This is a genomic window from Microbulbifer pacificus, assembly GCF_033723955.1.
Taxonomy (GTDB): Bacteria; Pseudomonadota; Gammaproteobacteria; order Pseudomonadales; family Cellvibrionaceae; genus Microbulbifer; species Microbulbifer pacificus.
Genome location: NZ_CP137555.1, coordinates 212,300 through 231,713, shown reverse-complemented (window position 1 = coordinate 231,713; position 19,414 = coordinate 212,300). Strand labels below are relative to the sequence as shown.

Annotated in this window: 17 protein-coding genes; 5 read left to right on the top strand and 12 right to left on the bottom strand. The window is 61.0% G+C overall.

Features of this window, described 5'->3' with window-relative positions:
* Positions 1 to 22: 22 nt before the first annotated feature.
* From R5R33_RS00935 to murI, 5 genes are all read right to left on the bottom strand, one after another.
* On the bottom strand, positions 23 to 940 hold the full coding sequence (locus R5R33_RS00935) for a hypothetical protein (RefSeq protein WP_318954208.1): 918 nt from the start codon (positions 938 to 940) through the stop codon (positions 23 to 25).
* Positions 941 to 1,049: 109 nt separating this feature from the next.
* On the bottom strand, positions 1,050 to 2,123 hold the full coding sequence (locus tag R5R33_RS00930) for a 3-deoxy-7-phosphoheptulonate synthase (RefSeq protein WP_318954207.1): 1,074 nt from the start codon (positions 2,121 to 2,123) through the stop codon (positions 1,050 to 1,052).
* 264 nt (positions 2,124 to 2,387) lie between these two features.
* Complete coding sequence (locus R5R33_RS00925) at positions 2,388 to 5,825, bottom strand: UvrD-helicase domain-containing protein (protein WP_318954206.1); 3,438 nt, start codon at positions 5,823 to 5,825, stop codon at positions 2,388 to 2,390.
* 4 nt (positions 5,826 to 5,829) lie between these two features.
* Positions 5,830 to 8,529 (bottom strand): PD-(D/E)XK nuclease family protein, encoded by a 2,700-nt coding sequence (locus tag R5R33_RS00920; protein WP_318954205.1) that lies wholly within the window; start codon positions 8,527 to 8,529, stop codon positions 5,830 to 5,832.
* 96 nt (positions 8,530 to 8,625) lie between these two features.
* The gene (gene murI, locus R5R33_RS00915) at positions 8,626 to 9,462 is read right to left on the bottom strand and encodes a glutamate racemase (protein WP_318954204.1); all 837 of its coding nucleotides are present in this window, start codon (positions 9,460 to 9,462) and stop codon (positions 8,626 to 8,628) included.
* Positions 9,463 to 9,546: 84 nt separating this feature from the next.
* Between murI and rmuC the strand changes: the two genes are divergently transcribed.
* Genes rmuC through R5R33_RS00900 form a run of 3 tightly spaced genes read left to right on the top strand, consistent with a single transcriptional unit; the run spans position 9,547 to position 12,377 of the window.
* The gene (gene rmuC / locus R5R33_RS00910; RefSeq protein WP_318954203.1) at positions 9,547 to 10,968 is read left to right on the top strand and encodes a DNA recombination protein RmuC; all 1,422 of its coding nucleotides are present in this window, start codon (positions 9,547 to 9,549) and stop codon (positions 10,966 to 10,968) included.
* A 3-nt stretch (positions 10,969 to 10,971) separates the two neighbouring features.
* A complete protein-coding gene (locus tag R5R33_RS00905; protein WP_318954202.1) occupies positions 10,972 to 11,916 on the top strand; it encodes an AEC family transporter in 945 nt (314 codons plus the stop codon).
* Complete coding sequence (locus R5R33_RS00900) at positions 11,913 to 12,377, top strand: DUF2489 domain-containing protein (RefSeq protein ID WP_318954201.1); 465 nt, start codon at positions 11,913 to 11,915, stop codon at positions 12,375 to 12,377. The genes R5R33_RS00905 and R5R33_RS00900 overlap by 4 nt, the downstream gene beginning before the upstream one ends.
* Before the next feature lie 13 nt (positions 12,378 to 12,390).
* On the opposite strand, the gene trmA is transcribed toward R5R33_RS00900, so the two are convergent.
* Positions 12,391 to 13,482 (bottom strand): tRNA (uridine(54)-C5)-methyltransferase TrmA, encoded by a 1,092-nt coding sequence (gene trmA / locus R5R33_RS00895; RefSeq protein WP_318954200.1) that lies wholly within the window; start codon positions 13,480 to 13,482, stop codon positions 12,391 to 12,393.
* A gap of 84 nt (positions 13,483 to 13,566) precedes the next feature.
* Between trmA and R5R33_RS00890 the strand changes: the two genes are divergently transcribed.
* Complete coding sequence (locus R5R33_RS00890; protein ID WP_318954199.1) at positions 13,567 to 13,980, top strand: secondary thiamine-phosphate synthase enzyme YjbQ; 414 nt, start codon at positions 13,567 to 13,569, stop codon at positions 13,978 to 13,980.
* A 19-nt stretch (positions 13,981 to 13,999) separates the two neighbouring features.
* On the opposite strand, the gene R5R33_RS00885 is transcribed toward R5R33_RS00890, so the two are convergent.
* The 5 genes from R5R33_RS00885 to R5R33_RS00865 form a co-directional block, all read right to left on the bottom strand.
* A complete protein-coding gene (locus tag R5R33_RS00885; RefSeq protein ID WP_318954198.1) occupies positions 14,000 to 14,335 on the bottom strand; it encodes a TusE/DsrC/DsvC family sulfur relay protein in 336 nt (111 codons plus the stop codon).
* Between the two features lie 6 nt (positions 14,336 to 14,341).
* The gene (gene tusB, locus R5R33_RS00880; RefSeq protein ID WP_318954197.1) at positions 14,342 to 14,623 is read right to left on the bottom strand and encodes a sulfurtransferase complex subunit TusB; all 282 of its coding nucleotides are present in this window, start codon (positions 14,621 to 14,623) and stop codon (positions 14,342 to 14,344) included.
* Between the two features lies 1 nt (position 14,624).
* Complete coding sequence (gene tusC, locus R5R33_RS00875) at positions 14,625 to 14,990, bottom strand: sulfurtransferase complex subunit TusC (RefSeq protein ID WP_318954196.1); 366 nt, start codon at positions 14,988 to 14,990, stop codon at positions 14,625 to 14,627.
* A 4-nt stretch (positions 14,991 to 14,994) separates the two neighbouring features.
* Complete coding sequence (tusD, locus tag R5R33_RS00870; RefSeq protein ID WP_318954195.1) at positions 14,995 to 15,387, bottom strand: sulfurtransferase complex subunit TusD; 393 nt, start codon at positions 15,385 to 15,387, stop codon at positions 14,995 to 14,997.
* A 77-nt stretch (positions 15,388 to 15,464) separates the two neighbouring features.
* Complete coding sequence (locus tag R5R33_RS00865) at positions 15,465 to 16,145, bottom strand: Bax inhibitor-1/YccA family protein (RefSeq protein WP_318954194.1); 681 nt, start codon at positions 16,143 to 16,145, stop codon at positions 15,465 to 15,467.
* Between the two features lie 180 nt (positions 16,146 to 16,325).
* On the opposite strand from R5R33_RS00865, the gene R5R33_RS00860 reads away from it, so the two are divergent.
* On the top strand, positions 16,326 to 16,847 hold the full coding sequence (locus tag R5R33_RS00860) for a beta-lactamase hydrolase domain-containing protein (RefSeq protein WP_318954193.1): 522 nt from the start codon (positions 16,326 to 16,328) through the stop codon (positions 16,845 to 16,847).
* Here R5R33_RS00860 and R5R33_RS00855 read toward each other — a convergent pair.
* On the bottom strand, positions 16,826 to 19,402 hold the full coding sequence (locus tag R5R33_RS00855) for an endonuclease/exonuclease/phosphatase family protein (protein WP_318954192.1): 2,577 nt from the start codon (positions 19,400 to 19,402) through the stop codon (positions 16,826 to 16,828). The genes R5R33_RS00860 and R5R33_RS00855 overlap by 22 nt on opposite strands.
* Between the last annotated feature and the right edge of the window lie 12 nt (positions 19,403 to 19,414).

Below are 19,414 nucleotides of genomic sequence, written 5' to 3'. Positions count from 1 at the left end.
TAAATACCACATTCCGTAATTTTCACAGTCCCAAATTCGGCAGCACAAAAGACTTGGTATTAGGGTGCAGCCTGATCCACAACCCCGGGTTCGCATTCAATTGCTGCAAGGCTTCCTCTCTGATTGAGCTCAAGCGCGTGTTCAGCACGTTCGCATAGGTCTGCACCTTGGCCGGTGCGGTATCGGCATCGACTACGGATTGCACAACTTTTTTGGCCTGCAATATCGCCGCAGGACCCAAGGTGAGGATGGACTGGGCTGCGCAGCATTCGGCTTCATCCTGTTCATTGACCGCGCTGCCGCCTGCTTTGAACTTGCTGATATGGTGCTCGAGGATGCTGCTGGAAATCGGGATTACCCCGGCCACATGGTTGCTCTTGGCACCGGAGAAGGGCTTGATGTAGGCGAGGTGGGAGGCCTGGTTGGCTTCCGGGCCGTGGCCGATGAAGAAGATATCCAGGCCGCCCAGCGCTTCCAGCTTGTTCAGGTACGCGATCAGCCCGGCTTCCAGGTCGGCGGTATCCGTCTGCATTGGGGTAAAGCTTTTGATCTTTAGGAAAAAATCCGGGCCCAGGATGCGCTCGAAATCCCGCACGAAGCTAAAGCAGTTGCCCATACCCATGGGTGCGAGGGCGTCCTGGGTGAATACGTTCAGGCGGCCGAGCAGTGCATCGTGGTCCGAGGATTTTGCCAGTTCTCCCAGCAGCCGGTGCAGGGCCTGGGCCCCGCGGCCACCGAGCAGGGCGATATTGATATCGCCGTCTTTCGCTTTGGCGGTTTCGAACAGTTCGTTCAACATGGCCTGGCCGACTTCCGCCTCGCTGTCGAGTACGGTTGGGGTGATACCGTGATCGGTCAGCTCAAAGTCTTGCGCGGTGGTTTGAGCCAGCCACACGTTGCCGCTGTCTTCGACTCGGGTGAATGTTGCGTTGTTGTCCATGGGCATTACCTCGTTGTGCTCGTCTGCTTTAACCGCAGTTGAAGCGCGAATTTTACCTACAAAAAAGCCGGCGATGCCGGCTTTTTCAATGGGACTGGCAGGGCTGGTGTCAGCCGTTGCGCGTTTTCAAAGTTCTGCGCAGTTGCTCGGCCATGTTCAGCAGCAGGGATTCGGTAGTTTCCCAATCGATGCATTTATCGGTTACGGACACGCCGTATTCCATCTTGCTGCGGTCGGCATTGATCTTCTGGTTGCCGGCCTTGATGTTGCTCTCGACCATAATGCCGATGATGGACTTGTTGCCATCCAGGATCTGGTGGGTGACGTTGTCGACGACCAGCGGCTGCAGCTCGTGGTTTTTGTTGGAGTTGGCGTGGCTGCAGTCAACCATGATGTTGGGGACGAGGCCGGCTTTCTCCAGTTCTTTTTCACACACCGCAACGCTGACGGAGTCGTAGTTCGGCTTGTCGTTGCCGCCGCGCAGTACCACGTGGCCGTACTTGTTGCCGGCAGTGTGGATGATGGCCACCTGGCCTTCCTTGTTGATACCGAGGAAGCGGTGCGGGTTGGCGGTAGACTGGAGGGCGTTGATGGCCACTTCCAGGCTGCCGTCGGTGCCGTTCTTAAAGCCCACGGCGGAGGAGAGGCCGCTGGCCATTTCGCGGTGGGTCTGGGATTCGGTGGTGCGCGCACCGATGGCGGACCAGGAGATCAGGTCCTGCAGGTACTGCGGAGAAATGGGGTCCAGCGCCTCGGTGGAGGTTGGCAGGCCCAGTTCGGAGATATCCAGCAGCAGTTTGCGGCCGATGTGCAGACCTTCCTCGATCTTGAACGAGTCGTCCAGGTGCGGGTCGTTGATCAGGCCTTTCCAGCCCACGGTAGTGCGGGGCTTTTCAAAATACACGCGCATGACGATCAGCAGGGTGTCGGAAACCTGGTCTGCTACCGCCTTCAGGCGGTGAGCATAATCCATGGCGGCGTCGACATCGTGAACGGAGCAGGGACCGATAACGACCATCAAGCGGTGGTCTTTGCGGTCGAGAATATTGCGTACTGCGGCGCGGCCGGCGGCTACCGTGGTTTCGGCGGCATCGCTGACGGGCAGTTCCGCTTTCAGTGCCTGCGGGGTGATGAGGACTTCTTGGGAGAGGACATTTAAGTCGTCGAACTGCTGCGTGGTCATGGTATTTCTGTCACTACTTGCTGAATTTGATCGTCTTCCTTGCCGCGGCATGCGCACCGCGGGCTGTCATCCTAACCAGACACCGGTGGCGGGGCTAGGGTTTCATTTGAAACAGTTTTAACTGTCACTTTCGGCGACTGTTGGCGTGACGGGTGTCCGGCGTTTTTGTGGGATGGGCGGATACTTTTGCTTGGTGATAGGACTGCGGGGTGATCTATAGGATGAGGCGCACGCGGCGCCCCATCCCGGATTGCGACGGGTTTGTTACTCCGCCGGCAGTTCGGCGAGCTGCTGGAGCAGGGGGAAATACAGCGCGCAGCGCACGTTGCGTTCGCCGCGCTGGTAGAACAGGCGGCGGTAGCCGTCGAGCTGCTTGCGGTATTTCTCCAGCTGGCTGTCGATAAACACTTCCGCGGTTTCACCACTAGCAGGTTCCGCGGTTTTGTAGTCGATGATCCAGCGGCTGCCGTCGCTATCGATAAACGTGCGGTCGACGATGTTGCGCCGCAGTTCGCGCCCGCCGCTGTGCAGTTCCAGTTCCGCGGCGGAATCTCGATGGCTGGCGTCCAGCAGCCAGCGGCCGGTTTGGCAGTGCAGGGTGCGCAGCACTGCCTGTTCCACCTTTTCCTGTGCCTTTTCTAGGCTGCTGCCGTTGAGGCCGGACTGGGCGAGGCGCAGTTGCCACAGCGGGCGCAGTTCTTCGATCAGCTGCTCGGGCGTGGTGGTCAGGCGCTCGGGGTTTTCGGTGAGGGTGGCTAGCGTTTCGTGGGCGACGGTACCGGCGTGGCGGAACCAGCGCTGGGTAACCAGGCCCAATTCCGGCAGGTTGATTTCCTCTTCCGCCTTGCGCTCGAAATCTCCCATGCGATAGCGGGCGAGATAGTCCTCGCGCGGCAGCGCTGGAGCCTGCCAGGCTTCCGGGGTGCGCAACAGATAGCTCTGGTCGGTGTATTCGGACTTGCGCAGGGTTTCTTCGGCGCTGAGCCAGTGGCACCAATCCGCATCGGTTGAGAGCGCCGGCCAGATGCTCGCGAGCAGCGAGGCGCTGGCCGGGGCCTTGTGGTCCTCGTTCTTTTTGTCCGATGACTTCACGCAGGCCAGCAGGTGCAGGCTGTGGATGGCGCGGGTGCAGCCCACATACAGCAGGCGCGTGCCTTCGAGGCGCTCGCGTTCGCTGTTGTCGTGTTTCACGTAGGCGTAGAGCGGGTCCTTGCCGCTGCGCGGGCTTTTCGGCGCGAGCAGGAAGCGGGTTTCCACATCGCTGTTGAGCCAGGTGCACCAGCGCAGCAGCTGGTCGCTGCCGCCGGCGCCGCCGGATTTATCCAGCCCGGGGATCAGCACATGCTCGAATTCCAGGCCCTTGGATTTGTGGATGGTCATCACCTGTACGCGCGCTTCCTGGGCTGGGCGGGCGAACAGCTGCTGCAGCGCCAGCTCGAACGCCGGCCAGTCGGTGATGCTGCCGCCGCCGTCGTATTTTTCCAGCAGCTGGAAAAAGTCCGCGGCGTTGCTGAGTTCCCGTTTGTCCGCCACGGTGGCGGGGCCGCCGAGCGCAAGCCACAGGCCTTCGACCCATACCCGCAGCGGTTTGCGGCCGCGCTGTTGCCAGCTCTGCAGGATCAGCGCGGCGGTACTTTGCAGTCGGCTACGACCGTCGTCGCTGAGGCCGGCGATGTCATCCAGCGCTTCGAGGGTATTCAGGATCGGCGGCACACGTGGATCGCGCGGGCCGTGTTCGCCGGGATTGTGGTTGGCCACCGCATAGAGGTCCGGCAGCGTCAGCCCGCACCAGGGCGCGCGCAGTGCCGCGAGCCAGCTGATACGGTCGCTCGGGTCCTGCAGTGCGCGGGTGAGGCTGAGCAGATCCAGCACCACCATTTTGCTGGCGAGCGGCGCCAGGTCCTGGGCCTGGTAGGCGATGCCGGCGCGGGTGAGGGCGGGCAGTACCTGCTGCAGGTGCTTCTTGTTGCGCACCAGGATCGCGATGTTGTCTTCCGGCGCCTTCGCCTGCAGTTGCTGGATAATCTCCACGCACTGCTCGGCTTCATTCAAGCGCTCCTCGTCGTCCACGCAGCCGTAAAACGACACCGGTGCGCCTTCCCATTGTTGCGGTTTGAACGCGACGGAATCCAGATAGCGCACGGCGCCGCGGCTGATGTTGTCGCGGGGCGGGAAGGCTTTGACGAAGGTGCGGTTGACCCAATCCACCACCGCATTGCTGGAGCGGAAGTTCACCTGCAGGTTGAGTGGCGTGAGCGGCAGTTCGCCAATGCCCTCGTCGCGGGCGTCGAGGAAAATACCCACGTTGGCGTTGCGGAATCCGTAACAGGACTGCATGCCGTCGCCGACGATAAACAGGCTGCGGCCGTCTTCAGGCTCCCAGCCGGCGGTGAGTTTCTGCAGCAGTTCCAGCTGCAGCTGCGAGGTATCCTGGAATTCGTCGACGAGAATGTGGCGGATCTGCACGTCCAGTTTCAGTGCTACATCCGTGGGGGAGTCGCTGTCTCCCAGTGCCACCAGTGCGGCCTGGGCCACTTCGGTAAAGTCGGTGCTGCCCAGCTGCTGGAACACCAGTTTCAGTTCCGCCACCAGCAGCGGCAGCACGCGCGCCATCGCCCGCAGAATCCGCCACTGGTTCTCGTCAATGCCCGCGGGCAGGGTGCGCACTTCTGCAATGATGTTCAGCAGTTCGTCGTTGTCTGCCAGCGCTTCCAGCAGTGCGGTGATGCGCTCCTTCTGTGCCTTGGCGCGCTCCGGGTCCGGGGATTTTTTATCCGCGGCGGGGAAGCCGGTGGTTTTGGTAACGGACTTGCGCCAGGTGCCGGTGCCCGTCACCAGCAGGTCCGCCAGCGCCAGCCACTGGGGCAGGCCCTGGTCGCTGCAGGATGGCAGTGCTTCGATACCGGCGAGGCTGCTGATGAGGTGGCCGGGGTTTTCTTGCTGCAGGTTGGTGCCAGCGTAGTCCGCCAGGTCCAGCAGTTCACCGGCAAAGGTGCCGAGCGCTTTTTTGAATTCGCCGAGCTGTTGCTCGATCAGCTCGCGGATCACGAAGGTGAAATAGTCTTCCGCTTCCTCGCGGTGTACCGACAGCAGCGGCTCCAGCCACTGCTCGCGTTTTTCCAGCAGGGTCTGCAGCAGGTCCGTGACTTCCGGCAGGTTGTTGTCCAGGTGCAGTAGCAGGAGGCTCAGGTCCTGGTCCGGTTGTTCCTTTTCCAGTTTCTTCAGCAGGTTGGCGATCGCCATCTGGTAGGCGATGGCGGGCTGCTCCAGCGGTTCACCGGGCGCGCCGAGGCCGCTGTCGATGGGCAACTGGCTGGCGATATTGCGGCACAGGCCGTCGATGGTCTGGATGCGCAAACGCTGCGGGCTCTGCAGCAGGTGCCACTGGTGCTTTTCGTCGTGGGCGAGCAGGTTGCTGGCCAGCTGCCAGGTAATTTTTGCGTGGGGGTTTTCCGGCTCGGGATTGTCGCGGGCATCGAGCAGCGCGTGCAGCAGGCGCTCGCGCATTTCACCGGCGGCCTTGCGGGTGAAGGTAATCGCGAGCACTTCTTCCGGCTGCTGGCACGCCGCCAGCAGCTTCAGCAGGCGCTGGGTGAGCAGGCCGGTTTTACCGGAACCGGCGGGGGCGGAAACCGCGAAGCTCTGTTGGATATCCAGCGCCTGTTCGCGTTCGCTGGCGTCTACGGGGATATGCGTGGTCATGGTGTTACTGCCTCTCCGGCCAGCGGTTCAGGGGCCAGAGCGCTTTCTGGTTTTCATTGTCCGCCGGGCGATCGAACGCTAAGGCGGCGTGGCCGGTTTTGTATTCTTCCGCGAGTCCTTCCAGTGCCTGTTGCCAGTGTTGCTTCAGCTGGTCCCACTGGATGATTTCAGGCTCTTTGTCCTTCTGGCTGTCAGCCACTGTTTTGATGCCGTTGATCGGCTGGCTCAGTTCACCGCAGCCCTGGTATTTGCAGTCGCCATTTTTGACCGCGCCGAAGGCGATGGCTTTGGTCTGGGGCAGGAACAGGGCGTAGAGCGGCAATTGTGGTTCGCGCACGCGCTGCTGCAGCCAGTCGGCCACCGAGGTCTGCCCGGTTTTGTAGTCAATCACCAGTTCCTCGCCCTCCGCCAGGGTATCCATGCGGTCGAGGCGCAGGGTGAAGGTGAGGCCCTGCAGAGTGACCGTGAGCTCGGATTCCACCTGGGAGACGGTAAACGCGGGGCGATCCTGTTCCAGTGGCAGCCACTGTTCGAATATGTCGCGCAGGCGGATCTGTTCCAGCTGCCAGAAGGCTTCCGGCAGTTCCGGGTGTTTGCGCTTGAGCTTGGCGATGGCGGTGTCGATTGCGGAGCGGATTTGCAGGTCGAGATGCTCGGTTGCCATTGCGGCGAGCTGGTCTGAGCTTGTGCACTGCTGCCAGAAGGCGGCGAGCATTTCGTGGATCAGGTTGCCGCGCTCGGCGGCGCTGAGGCCGAGGGCGGGCTCGGCAAAGGTCTCGGCACCCAGTCGATAGCGCAGCTGGGCGTTCTGCGGGCACAGGGCCTGGGCCTTGAGCACACCGGCACCGCCGCGCACCTTGGCGCAGTCCTCGGGGCTGAGTGGTGGCACGATTGCGTCGCTGATACGCTCCAGTTCTGGGGCGTCGGTGAGGGTCTGGTATAGGTTGGAGAGCGCGTCGCCGTCCTTTGTTTGCGCGTCTAAGTCGCTGACAAACAGCGCACTCAGCAGCTGGCCCACACCGTCTTCCTCGCAGGTATAGCTGACCACGATATCGTCACTGGCATTCAGCAGGTCGCGGGTGAGCTGGCGGGCCAGTTCCAGTTCGCGCTCGGCACTGGCGCGCGGCATCTTCCATTCTTTCTGCCACAGCACCGGCAGCATGGGGTTGGGCGACGGTGGCGTGGGCCACTGTTGCTGGCCGAAGCCCACCAGGCGGATATGCTCGAAGGCGATACCGCCGGCTTCCAGTACACCGAGGATCTGCAGCGGGCCATCGCGGGTTTCCGCCTGGAACGGGGTGCGGCTGGCGATCTGTCGCAGCTGTTGCAGCGCCTTGTTGAGCGGCTGCGCGCCGGTGAACTCGCTGAGACCGGCAAAATTTTCCAGGGCCTGTTCCCACAGCATTAGCTGCTGGTATTCCTGGCTGTCCGGGTTGCGCTGGCCGGGCCAGTCGAGTTTGTTCAGTAGTTCGGAAAAACGCTCCGCCCATTTTTCCGCGGGCGCGCGCTGCCAGCGGCGTGCCCAGTCTCCCAGTTGATTCAGTTGCGCGGGCAGCGGGCTCTCCGGTGCGAGTTCCTGCGCGAGCTTTTCGGCCCAGTTGCGCACGATATTGCCGGGAATTTCCTGTAGTTCGAGTTTTTGCAGGCGGCGGAACAGGGCGCTGCGCAGGTGTTGCTCCTGCGCACTGCTGTCGCCCCAGAACGGCGAGAACAGCACGTTGCGCAGCTGGCTGTAATCGAACTTGTCCCGCAGCATCTCCAGCAATTGCAGGGTGGCGGAACCTACAGCAGTTTTCGCCAGCGGCGTACCGGCGGAGAAGTTGAACGGCAATGTGTAGGCGGCCTGTGCGGGATCGAGCCACTGCGGTTCCAGCACACGGGCGAATATCTGCTCCACCTGCGGGCGGCACTGGCCGAGGTTGTTCACCACGATGCCGATACTGGTGTCGGGATTCTGCTGCAGCTTTTCCGCGGCCCAGCGCGCGGCCTGGGTGAGCTCGTCTTCCAGGTTGTGGCAGCGGGCGATTTGTAATGCGCTGTGCGCTTTGTCCGGTACTGCGAAGTATTCAATCGACTCTGCAGCGCAGGCGAAAATATGTTCGATCAGCGGTGAATTCTGTACGAAGCCGGCGAGGGACAATTGCGGCATTTTCGGCAGCACGCCCTCGGCAAACGCGCGCGCGATCAGCAGGTCGCGCTGGTCCTGGGTGATGGCGTTGTGTGCGCGCAGTTGCTGGTGGAATTTCGGCAGGATTGCGAACAGCGGATAGTCCGACGGCTGCAGGCCGGTTTTTTCCCAGTGGTGGGCGAGGGCACTTTCAGCCTCGTCCAGGTTTTCCAGCAAGCGCCACTGGATCAGCTGTGACAGCGCGGTATCGCAGTTGGCGGCGAGCTGCTGGGTGTTGATCAGTCCCTTGTCCAGGCTCTCTTCCACACAGCGCTGCCACAGCAGCTGGCGCTGTTCCCGGTTAAGAATCCGTCGCATGGCCGGTTGCCACTGTTGTTGCTGCAACTGGAACCAGAGTTTGTCGAGCCATCCCTGCAGGGATTCCACCGCGGGCGGTGCCCAGTTTTTACTGGCCTGTTGCCAGGTGCCGTACGCCTGCTGGCAGCGGTTGCGCAGGCGGTTGGTGGGGGTCAACAGCAGGCCGCCCTCGGGGAGCTGGTCGAGGATCTGCTTGAACGGAAATGCGGGTTGCAGCATGGGTTCTGTAGGAACTCTAGTTGTATTTATCCGTGAGGTGGCCGTGCGGCCCGGGTCTGCGGGCGGCGCGGCAAAGCGGGATACAGTCTAACCGGCTCAGGCTTTGATTGGGATGCTGGCGCCGAGGTAGCTGGGGGAAAACTCGGCGAAGGCGCGCTCGATCTGCTCGCGGTTATCGTCGCTGCTGGTGAGCAGCAGGCTGGTGCCCGGGGCTTTCGGCAGCTCCAGTTTCAACTCATCGAGCAACCAGCGCACGCGTCGGGCGATGGCGTCGCCGGAGTCGAGCCAGTTCACCGGGCGCGGCGCGGCCTTCGCCAGCTCTTCTTTCAGCAGTGGGAAATGGGTGCAGGCGAGGACCGCGGTATCCACCAAGTTGCCGTTGGGCACAGAAAAAATCCGCTCGATTACCGGCACCAGGTCTGCGCTGGTGACGGTTTCCCCGCGCAACTTTGCTTCCGCGAGGCTCACCAGTTCTGGAGCCGGCACGTTGATTACCTGGATGCCGTGGGCAAATTGTTCGATCAGCTCACGGGTGTAGCGGCGGTTGACCGTGCCCTCGGTAGCGATCAGGGCAATGGTGCCGGTGGCACTGGCAGCCGCGGCGGGTTTGATCGCAGGCACCACGCCGACCACCGGCTGGGGCAGCACTTCCCGCAGCTGGGGCAGGGCCAGGGTACTGGCGGTATTGCAACCGACCACGAGAATATCGGCACCGCAGGCGGCCATCATGCTGGAGGCTATATCCACAATGCGCGGGCGCAGCACGTCTTCGGACTTGGTACCGTAAGGATAGAAGCCGTTGTCGATGCCGAAGTGCAAGGTGAGCCCCGGGATCTGCCGGCGCACCTCGCGGGCAATACTGATGGCTCCGACGCCGGAATCGAATATCAATGCACTGGGGGCCTTGGTAGAATGGCCGCTTCCTGTTGGCATATGAAAACCTGTCTCCCGTAACGGATGAGTGCGGGCGCAAGGATAACTCAGCCTGCGTTTTGTAATAAGTTTAAGTGAATTTTTATGACCTGGTTTCCCGTCCAAGTATCCCTGGAACAGGCCATTCTGGCCGCCGTGGCAGTGCTGATTGTCATGGTGCTGGCGGCGTGGGCGGGCAGGGCGCGTCTGGCTCGCCAGGTGCAGTCACTGGAGGCGGAGCGCCAGATCAGCGCCGCGCAACTGACGACCGCTCTTGAGCGCGAGACCCGGATGGATGTAGAGATCCAGCAACTGCGGGCGGAACTGTCCAGCAAGTCCCAGCAGGTGGCCCGATTCCAGGTGCTGGTGGAGAAAGGTGAGGCGGCGCTGGCGGAGCAGAAGCAGCAGCTGGAGCAGACCCGCGTTTCCATGACCCAGCAGTTCGAAAACCTTGCCAACCGTATTTTTGAAGAGAAGCAGCAGGCCTTTGTGCGTCGCAGTGAAGACAGCCTTCGCAAGAGCCTCGACCCGTTGGAGCGTCAGCTGGGTGACTTCCGCAAGCGGGTGGAGCACGTCTACGACCGCGAGAACGCGGAGCGCAACAGCCTGCTTGGCCAGATCAAGGCGCTCAGGGAGCAGACCCAGCGTATCAGCGACGAGGCCCTGAACCTCACCTCAGCGCTCAAGGGCGACCGCAAGATCCAGGGCAACTGGGGTGAGGTAGTGCTGGAGCGGTTGCTGGAGGAGTCCGGCCTGCAGAAGGGCCGCGAGTACGAAACCCAGGTTACCCTCAAAGACAGCAACGAGGAGGGGCGCCGCCGCCAGCCGGACGTGATCGTGCGCCTGCCGGAAGGCAAGGACCTCATTATCGATTCCAAGGTCTCGCTGGTGGACTACGAGCGCTATACCTCGGCGGAAACCGACGAGGAGCGCACCCAGGCGCTGAAGCAGCACGTGAACTCCCTGCGCGCACACATCACTGGCCTGAATAAAAAGGCCTACGAGCAGCTGGAAGGCGTGCGCACCCTGGATTTCGTATTCATTTTCGTACCCATCGAAGCGGCGTACATGCTGGCGATGCAGGCGGACCCGGAGCTGTTCCGCTTTGCCTATGAAAAGCAGATCGTACTGGTAAGTCCCACGAGTCTGATGGCAACCCTGCGCACGGTGGAAAATATCTGGCGCTACGAAAAACAGAACAAGAATGCGGAGAAAATTGCCGCTGAAGCGGGCAAACTGCACGACCAGTTTGCCCTGGTGCTGGAATCCCTGGATATTCTCGGCAGCCGCATTCGTCAGGCGGACGAGGCCTATCAGGAAACCTACAAGCGCCTGGCCACCGGTCGCGGCAATGCGGTGAAACGTATCGACAGCCTGCGCAAGCTGGGGGCGAAAACTCGCAAGCAGATCGCTGCCGACCTGCGGGAAAAAGCGGAGGACGCGCACAAGCTGCCGGCACTGGAGCACGCATCCACGGAAGACGATCAACTCGACGAAGAATTGATCAGCGAACTCGATACGGAATAAATCTTGGAACCTTTTCTGGAAACCTTTTCCTTTGCGCTCTCGGTCACTGCGCCGATTTTCCTGACCCTGCTGATCGGGTACGGGCTCGCCCGCGTGGGCCTGCTGAGCGAAAGCTTTGTCGATGATGCTTCGAAACTGGTGTTTCTGGTTACGCTGCCTGCGCTGCTGTTTTTCAATATTTTCGGCTCGGACGCGCGCCTCGGTGATGAGTGGCCACTGTTGCTGGCGGGCCTGATCGGCACCGTACTCACGGTGCCGCTCGCGTGGCTCGCCGCGCGTCCGTTTGAATTCGGTGATCGCAGTGCGTTTATCCAGGGTGCCTTCCGCGGCAACCTGGGTATTATCGGCCTCGCCTGGGCGGCCAATGCCTACGGCCCGCACGGTCTCGCGCAGGCGGCGATGCTGATGGCGGTGATCACCATTTTCTACAACATCGCCGCGGTGGCGCTGTTCGCGGTGTACAGCCAGAAAGCGAAATTCAGCTGGGTCAAACTCGGCAAGGACATCGCGCGCAATCCGCTGATCCTCGCGATTGTGGCCGCGCTGATTGCCAAGGCCATCGGCCTCAAGCTGCCGGCGATGCTGGTGCAGACGGGAGATTATCTGGCGTCGGTGACGCTGCCGCTGGCGCTGCTGTGTATCGGGGCCAGTCTCGACCTGAGTATGCTGAAGCGCAGCTCCTTTGGGGCCTTTGCCGCGAGCGGCTTCAAGCTGTTGATCGTGCCGCTGGTGTTGCTCGCGTTTGGTTTCCTGTTCCAGCTGGACGGGCAGGCGATGGCGATTCTGTTTCTGCTGGCCGCGTCCCCAACGGCGTCGGCGTCGTTCATCATGGCCCGCGCGCTCGGTGGCAACAGCCAGCTGGCGGCCAACATCATTGCGATCAGCACCCTGTTATCCATTGTTACTGCCAGCCTGGGGCTGGCGCTGTTGAAGGTGACTCTCTCATGACCGAAGTGCCGGTTTGGATCCTGGTTATTGCCGGACTGATTATTTTTACCTTGTCTGCCATTGCGACTTACTACTGCCTGGAATTGCGCAAGGCACGCAAGCGTCAGGCACTACAGCAGGCAGAACTTGAAGCAGCGGCGGATGCGCAGCGGGATCGGGTGAATACCAGTATCCAGATTATTGCCAAGACACTGCTGGATGAGGGCGTCGGCCTGACCGAAGCTTCGCTGCGGATTCGCGTGCTGCTGGATTCGCTGCAGGTAGAGAATTCCGTGAAGGAGGAGTTTGTGGCCTTCTACAAGGTCGCCGACCAGACCAGCCATATTCCAATTCTGCAGGACTGGAAGAAGCTCTCCCGCAAGGAGAAGTTTGCGTTCGAGAAGGAGATGGTGCGGGTGGAAGCGGAGTACCGCGATTTTGCGCTGGATGCGGCCAAGCGGATTCTTGGCCGCAAATTCTAAAGTTTAATGCGAGTTATTTCTTAACCAGCAGTACACCGGACTCAGTATGGTCGGTGTATGGGAACTGGTCGAAGATCGCAAAGCGTTCGACCTTGTGGGTCTTGGTCAGCTCGGCGAGATTTTCCAGCTGGGTCTCCGGGTTGCAGGAGATGTACAGGATGCGCGGGAAGCGCGCGATCATTGCGCAGGTGTCGGTATCTAGGCCGGCCCGGGGCGGGTCTACCAGTATGGTTGAGAAGTCGTAGCTGTCTAGATCGAAGTCTTTCAGGCGGCGGAAGGGGCGGACCTTGTCGATGGCCTGGGTGAATTCCTCGGCGGACAGACGCAGGATATGCAAGTTCTCCACGCCATTCGCGGCGATATTTTCCTGTGCGGCATTCACCGAAACCTTGGAAATTTCTGTGGCCAGTACGTTGCGGAATTTCTCCGCCAGCGGGATGGTGAAGTTGCCGTTACCGCAGTAGAGCTCCAGCAGATCAGTTTCCTTGCTGCCTTCGCAACAGCTTCTGGCCCACTGAATCATGGAGCGGCAGATTTCGCCGTTGGGCTGGGTGAAGCTACCTTCCACCTGTTTGTACTCATATGTACGGCCGTCGATGTCCAGTTTTTCAATCACGTAGTCGCGGTCGAGTACGATCTTCTGTTTGCGCGAGCGGCCGAGTACGGGGACACCGAGTTGCTCCTGCAGTGCGCGGGCTTCCGCTTCCCAAATTTCATCCAGCTGCTTGTGGTAGATCAGTGTGATCAGTGCATCGCCGCCGAGGGTGGTGAGAAATTCGGTGCAGAACAGGCGCTTGCGCAGGATTTCGCTGTTATTGATGGCTTCCAACAACAGCGGCATCAGTTCGTTGATCCGTTCGGAACCGACGGTAAACTCTTCGATCACGAATGGTTTTTTGTACTCGCCCTGTTTGTACATGGCGTAGTCCACGCGTCCGCCTTCCTGCCACATCTTGAATTCCGCGCGCAGGCGGTAGTGGCTGGGCGGGGAGGGGAAAACTTCCGGTTCCAGATTGGTGTACGAGGCGTACGCCTCCCGCAGACGGGCCACCTTCTGGTCCAGTTGTTGCTGGTAGTCATCGGTGTTTACGCGGTGGAGTGCCATATTCGAAACCGTACATTAAGCCAAGTAAATCGGGGCGCGGATTATAGCGGAAGCAATCCCTTAAGGTGAGAAAGGAGTGGATTTATGGCGATCGGGCAGCTGGAAATTGTAGTGCAGGGCCAGGGACTGCACGAGTTTACCGATGCAGTGGAACACTGGCTGCGGGGTCAGATTTTTTCCGGCGACGGTCTGTGCACGCTGTTTATCCAGCACACTTCCGCCAGCCTGCTGATTCAGGAAAACGCGGATCCCAGCGCACGGGTGGATCTTGAGAACTGGTTGAACCGACTGGTTCCTGAGAATGACCCGCTGTACACACACACCATGGAAGGGGCGGACGATATGCCCGCGCACATCAAGGCCGCGCTTACTGCCAGCAGCCTTTCCATCCCGGTCAAAGGCGGGCAGTTGATGCTGGGGACATGGCAGGGCATCTACCTGTGGGAACACCGTCACCACCGCGGCAAGCGCCGGGTGATCGCCCATGTGAGCAGCTGATCGACCGGTTACCGGGGAGTTACAGGCAATTGGTGGGCTTGGGCAGGCCCGCAATCTTGCTGCCGATTTTGGCCGGGCTCGGCGGAAACAGCTGCATCAGGAAAATGCTGCGACCTTTGTCCGTGCCCAGGTGCTGGCCCACATATTTGACCAGCGGGCGCATTGCCGGGGAGAGTTCAAACTCCCGGTAAAAATCCTGCAGCAGGCGGATCACATCCCAATGATCTTCGGTCAGTGCGATATTTTCCTGCGCGGCCAATGCCTCTGCCACTTGCGGGCTCCAGTCGTCCAGGTTACGGAGGAAACCTTCTTTATCCAACGGGATTTCGCGTCCGTCGATCACCAGATTTTCCATTGCGCCTTACCTGACCCAGCTGACGATGGGGTTGTGCTCGGTACAAAGCGCCACCCAGCGTGCATCATCAATGCTGGTGACCGTTGCCGGTGTGTTTATACCGCGCGCTAGTGCATCGGCAGCCAGGCAATACGCGGTACCAGCGGGGAGATTTACCAGGCGCTGGTCATTGGCGCCATAGATGCCGTCTTCGATCAGCAGCAGTGCGTCGCCGGGATTGAAGGCATTCAGGCAATCACTCAGGGCGCTGCCAGCGAACGGGGACTGGTTGACGATATGCAGGGTCATTTCAAAAACTCAGTACCTGGTCGAACCCGGCAATAAACGCGCCGGTGTTCTGCAACAGTTTCAGTTCCGCGCCGGGGAGGCTCAGCTGCGCCGGGTCTATGCCGCGCTGCTGCAGGCTGCGCTCGCACAGGTGCAGGGTTTCCACACCGAACATGGGCAGTGCGGTCAGGTTTCTGCGCAGGTTCTTTTCGCCGATCTGTTGGGCATCCTGCTCCAGCAGCAGGAATACGCCGTCGTTGATCAACAGTACTTCGGGAATCTGGTCCATGGCCGCGCAGGCGAGTACCGCCTCCAGCCCTTCGCGGGCGAGGCTGTTGCCGTAGGGTGCATGGCGGCAGATGGCGAGAATCGATTTATTTTGGGACATACGGTCAGCCTCCAAAAGTCACGACGCGGTCGCTGAGCGCCGCGGCTTCCGCCAGCTGTCCGAGGCCCGCCAGTTCAAACCCGGCAGCCATATTTGAGCCAGGTTTCTCCAGGCGTTTGGCCTCACTGCCGCTCAGCACGCCGCGGCGCTGGGCGGCGGCGATGCACAGGGTGAGGTCGAAGTTGTGGGCCTGCTGTAGTTCCTGCCACTGGGCCAGCAGGTCCTGTTCATCCTGCGGTGGCGCGGCCAGGGCGCTGCCGTTGTGGATGCCATCGCCATAGAAAAACACCCGGTAGATACCGTGACCGGCCTGCAGTACCGCACGGGCGAAGCGCAGTGCGGTCGCGGCACCTTCACTGGCGTGGGGCGCGCCGTAAACGACGAGGGTGAATTGCATGGCGTGGAAGTTTCTTCTGCTAAATAAAAAAATGCCCCGCAGAGCGGGGCACTGTGTGATCCTGCAATGCGTGCCGATCAGTCGTCGGAAGCGAATCCGAAGATGTGCAGCAGGCTGGTGAACAGGTTCAGGATGTTCAGGTACATGGAGGTGGTCGCCATGATGTAGTTGGTCTCACCACCGTTCACGATACGGCTGGTATCGAACAGGATGAAACCGGACATCAGCAGGGCGATCACACCGCTCAGGGCAACGCTGGCCAGCGGCATGTGCACGCCGAAGAAGCCTGCGATCATCATGCCGATGGCGCAAACCAGTACCGCAATCAGGCCGACAAACAGGAAACCGCCCATGAAGCTGAAGTCTTTACGGGTAGTTAGCACGTAGGCGGACAGCGCGAAGAAGATCAGCGCAGTGGTGCCCAGCGCCTGCATGACGATCTGGCCGCCGCCAGCGAGACCCAGGTAGTGGTTCAGCATCGGGCCGAGAGAGGCGCCCAGCAGGCCGGTGAAGGCAAACACCACGCCCACGCCGGAGGCGGAGTTGGCGGTGCGGGGCAGTACGAACCAGATCAGGGCCAGTGCGCCCAGGGAGCAGACCAGGCTCATGCCACGACCCATGCCGATGGCCATGGATACACCGGCAGTGACTGCGCTGAAGAGGACAGTCATTGCCAGTAGTGCGTAGGTGTTACGCAATACCTTGGCGGCTTCCGAGCGTTCCAGTGCTCCGGACTGTGAATAAACTTGCGGCTGCATTAGCGTCTCCTGCTAGTGAACGTAAAATCTGTCGGGATCATATAACCAGCCTATTGGACCTTCAAGTGGACGGCTGGTTCGACGATCTTATAAAGCTTGGGGCAAAATAGCGCGAAACATCGAGGGCTGGAAATGAAATTTTCGAAACGACTGCCAGTATGGCTTCTCTGTGCTTTCACTTTGCTTACAACCACCGCTGTGGCCGCAGAGTCTGCGGCTCAGGGCGCTGAAGTACCCTTCGGTGACAAGATGGGGGCGGAAGTCGCGAATTACAATCGCCTGCGCCCGCAGTTGGCCACCGGGGGCAGTATAGATCTCAGCCAGGTCGCGTCGCTGAAAGAAAAGGGATTCCGTACCATCGTGGACCTGCGAACGCCGGAAGAGGGTACTGCGGAAGAGAAGGCCGCGGTGGAAGCGGCGGGAATGCGCTATGTGAATCTGCCGGTTTCAGGCGGTGTGCCCTCTGATGCGCTGATTGCGGAGCTGGGGGCGATCCTGGAGGACGCCTCCGCCGGCCCGGTGCTGCTCCATTGTGCGTCTGGCAACCGGGTGGGCACGGCGTGGGCCATCTACCGCGCGAAAAAGGGTATTCCCCTGGAGATCGCCATTGATGAGGGGCGTACCGCGGGTATGCGCGCCTCCCGTGAGGAACAGGTGCGGGCGCTGTTTACCGCGCAGGATCAGCCGGCCTGCTGCTCTTGATCCTGGTCGTCGCCGCCATCTCGCGCCGGAACGGGGATTCTTAGGTCGACAATCAACGGCAGGTGATCAGAAGCCTGGCGGGTGAGCTCGCTGCGGGGCACATGAATGTCGTTTACCTCCAGCTCGTGGTCGACAAAGACATAATCAATGCGCGCCTTGGGCAGCCGGCTGAAAAATGTCCCCTTGGGCTTGTGGCCGGGCAGTTTCAGCTGGGTGTCGTCGAGTACTTCCATCACTCGCTTAACTTCCTGTGAGCCGGGAAGGGCATTGAAGTCTCCCACCAGTATCCGCGGCCGCGGGCACTGTGTGCTGCCCATCCATTCCTCGCCTGTCAGTGCTTCTATCTGGCGCAGGCGTTCCGCCTTGCTGAGCCCTAGGTGGGTGTTGAACACCTGCACCCTGGTACCGTGGAAGTCCACTTCGATCCACAGCGCGCCGCGCGGCTCGGCGAACCCGGGAAGCCGCGAAATCTTTGGCGGGCCGGGAAGAATGCCTTTTTTGATGAGGCGCACCGGGTAGCGGGACATGATGGCGTCGCCGTACTTCTCGTCTTCGAGATGCATGGCCGGCTGGAAGTGGCAGTCCATGGCCAGCAACCTGGAAATCTGGTGAGCCTGGTCGATACCTCCGGTGCGCTGGCGCCGCACATCCACTTCCTGCAGGGCGACGATATCGGGGGCATAGCGCGCGATTACCCGGGCAATGCGCTCCGGCGACAGCTTGTCGTCGGTGCCCTTGCAGATATGCACGTTGTAGGTCATTACCCGCAGGGTCTTGGTGTTGCTGCTGCCCTCCTGGGAACCAGCCGCTTCCATCGCCAAATTTTGATCCAGCCGGGAGTGTTTGTCGCCCGCGGCAGGCACGACCGTTACTGCCGGCGGGGATTTCAGTTTGCGCGCCGGTTGCGCGTTTAGGAATTGCAGCGCGGCATCGCGGATATCTTTCGGGCGCCAGTGCCCCTTGCCGCTGGCCGGGGATGGAATGTCGCCGGGCATCAATGCAAACGCGTGGGTCTCGTTGGGGCCTGCGCCACCGTGGCTGCCGCATTCGATCGCAAAGGAGATGCTCTCGTGCCCCGCACACCAGCCACTGATGACAAAGTCGCCGGCGTCCGGATGGCGGCACAGGTTGGCCAGGTCCTCGATGGCCTCATCCGCAAACCGGTGCTCGTCGCCAAATACAAGATGGCCGTCTTCCGGTAAGGAGAACGCGCCGTCGCGCCACCAGCCGCGGACCTTGGTTAACACTTCGCCGTCAGGGCCTGTTTCCGTGCTGGAGACATCTTCATAGAGTACCATCGGCGCTTTTGTCTTCTCCACGATCAGGCGGGCGATTTCTTGCGGGGGAGTGTCCTTGCAGTGGATGTTGTAGAGCAGTGCGATCGGCCCCATGGCAGAGAGCGCCATGGGCGCTTCGCCTTCGCGGTGACTTTCCCGGGCGTTGACCGGAATAAGTTTCTGCACCCATTGGCCGCCAAACAGCCGGATTCGCTGCAATTGTATGCCGTGATCGCCATTGGCGAGATGGCCGCTGGGCTTTTGCGGTAACTCTGACAGCGCCTCGCTCACGGCGTCGGCAAGGCTTCGCCCGTGCAGGGTTTCGTAGGGGGTGCTGTCTTCCTGACCGTGGTCGGAGTAGATCCACACATCGTAATGGCGACGGGAGGAGCGATGCGCCGCGCGCCAGATACGGCCGATGGCGTCGTCGATACCTTTCAGGGTCCAGTGCGCGAATTTGGAGCTGGGGCCGCGGCGATGGGCCTGTTCGTCGTAACCGAGGAAGTTGATGTAGATCACCGGCAGGCCGCGGGCGATGTCGATCTTCACACCCACGGTGGAAAGCTCGCGCAGCAGGATAGTGATGCCGATGCGCGTTGGGATGAACATCAATTCGCGCAGGAAGTCCTGGCCGTCGGTGAGGCCGCGGAGAAAATCCCCTATTGAAAGCACCAGTTCCAGCAACAGCAGGGCACCGGTGCGAATCAGACTCCAGATATTGGTCAGCAGCAATACCAGCAGTGCCAGCGGGCCGGCTTTCTTGAGTGTCGGACCCCAGCCCTGCGCGGCTGGGCAAAAATGTGCCTCGTCGTTGTCCGCACCGGCGCGGAATACGCTGACGTAACAGCTGCCATGCTGTAGCAGCGGTTCGTGGCCGGTATCCGCCAGCTTTTTTTCCACCTTGGTGGCTGCGTTGGATTCGTACATCCGCAGCATTTCCTGGGAGTCGGTGGACATGAAGCCGAATGCAGGCACCGCCGCTTTTACGCCGTAAAAAATTTCCGCCTGGACCGCCGGAGTGGTAGCAGGCACGCCGGAGTACATATGGTCCAGATGGTAGTGCTCCCGCTTGATCAGGCGCTTCAGGAAAGGCATCTTGCCTTCCGCCAGCGCGCGGTCGAACTGTGGGCGAGCGAGGCCGTCGATCTGGATCAACACCAGCGCTGGCGCGTCGGGGTCGCGCTCATTGATCTGTAGCTTCAGCATCCGCGCCAGCCACTCGCTGCGGCTGATCCGGCGGCGCCAGCGGCGCAGGGTGGCCTCGATGTTGGTTATCATGGGGCTGTGTGT

Bases quoted from the DNA above. Each gene is read 5' to 3' on its own strand.
- tusD (WP_318954195.1), bottom strand. From the start codon at position 15,387: ATGCAATTCACCCTCGTCGTTTACGGCGCGCCCCACGCCAGTGAAGGT.
- R5R33_RS00935 (WP_318954208.1), bottom strand. From the start codon at position 940: ATGGACAACAACGCAACATTCACCCGAGTCGAAGACAGCGGCAACGTG.
- murI (WP_318954204.1), bottom strand. From the start codon at position 9,462: ATGCCAACAGGAAGCGGCCATTCTACCAAGGCCCCCAGTGCATTGATA.
- R5R33_RS00885 (WP_318954198.1), bottom strand. From the start codon at position 14,335: ATGGAAAATCTGGTGATCGACGGACGCGAAATCCCGTTGGATAAAGAA.
- R5R33_RS00865 (WP_318954194.1), bottom strand. From the start codon at position 16,145: ATGCAGCCGCAAGTTTATTCACAGTCCGGAGCACTGGAACGCTCGGAA.
- rmuC (WP_318954203.1), top strand. From the start codon at position 9,547: ATGACCTGGTTTCCCGTCCAAGTATCCCTGGAACAGGCCATTCTGGCC.
- R5R33_RS00900 (WP_318954201.1), top strand. From the start codon at position 11,913: ATGACCGAAGTGCCGGTTTGGATCCTGGTTATTGCCGGACTGATTATT.
- R5R33_RS00855 (WP_318954192.1), bottom strand. From the start codon at position 19,402: ATGATAACCAACATCGAGGCCACCCTGCGCCGCTGGCGCCGCCGGATC.
- R5R33_RS00925 (WP_318954206.1), bottom strand. From the start codon at position 5,825: ATGACCACGCATATCCCCGTAGACGCCAGCGAACGCGAACAGGCGCTG.
- R5R33_RS00930 (WP_318954207.1), bottom strand. From the start codon at position 2,123: ATGACCACGCAGCAGTTCGACGACTTAAATGTCCTCTCCCAAGAAGTC.
- trmA (WP_318954200.1), bottom strand. From the start codon at position 13,482: ATGGCACTCCACCGCGTAAACACCGATGACTACCAGCAACAACTGGAC.
- tusC (WP_318954196.1), bottom strand. From the start codon at position 14,990: ATGTCCCAAAATAAATCGATTCTCGCCATCTGCCGCCATGCACCCTAC.
- R5R33_RS00890 (WP_318954199.1), top strand. From the start codon at position 13,567: ATGGCGATCGGGCAGCTGGAAATTGTAGTGCAGGGCCAGGGACTGCAC.
- R5R33_RS00920 (WP_318954205.1), bottom strand. From the start codon at position 8,529: ATGCTGCAACCCGCATTTCCGTTCAAGCAGATCCTCGACCAGCTCCCC.
- tusB (WP_318954197.1), bottom strand. From the start codon at position 14,623: ATGACCCTGCATATCGTCAACCAGTCCCCGTTCGCTGGCAGCGCCCTG.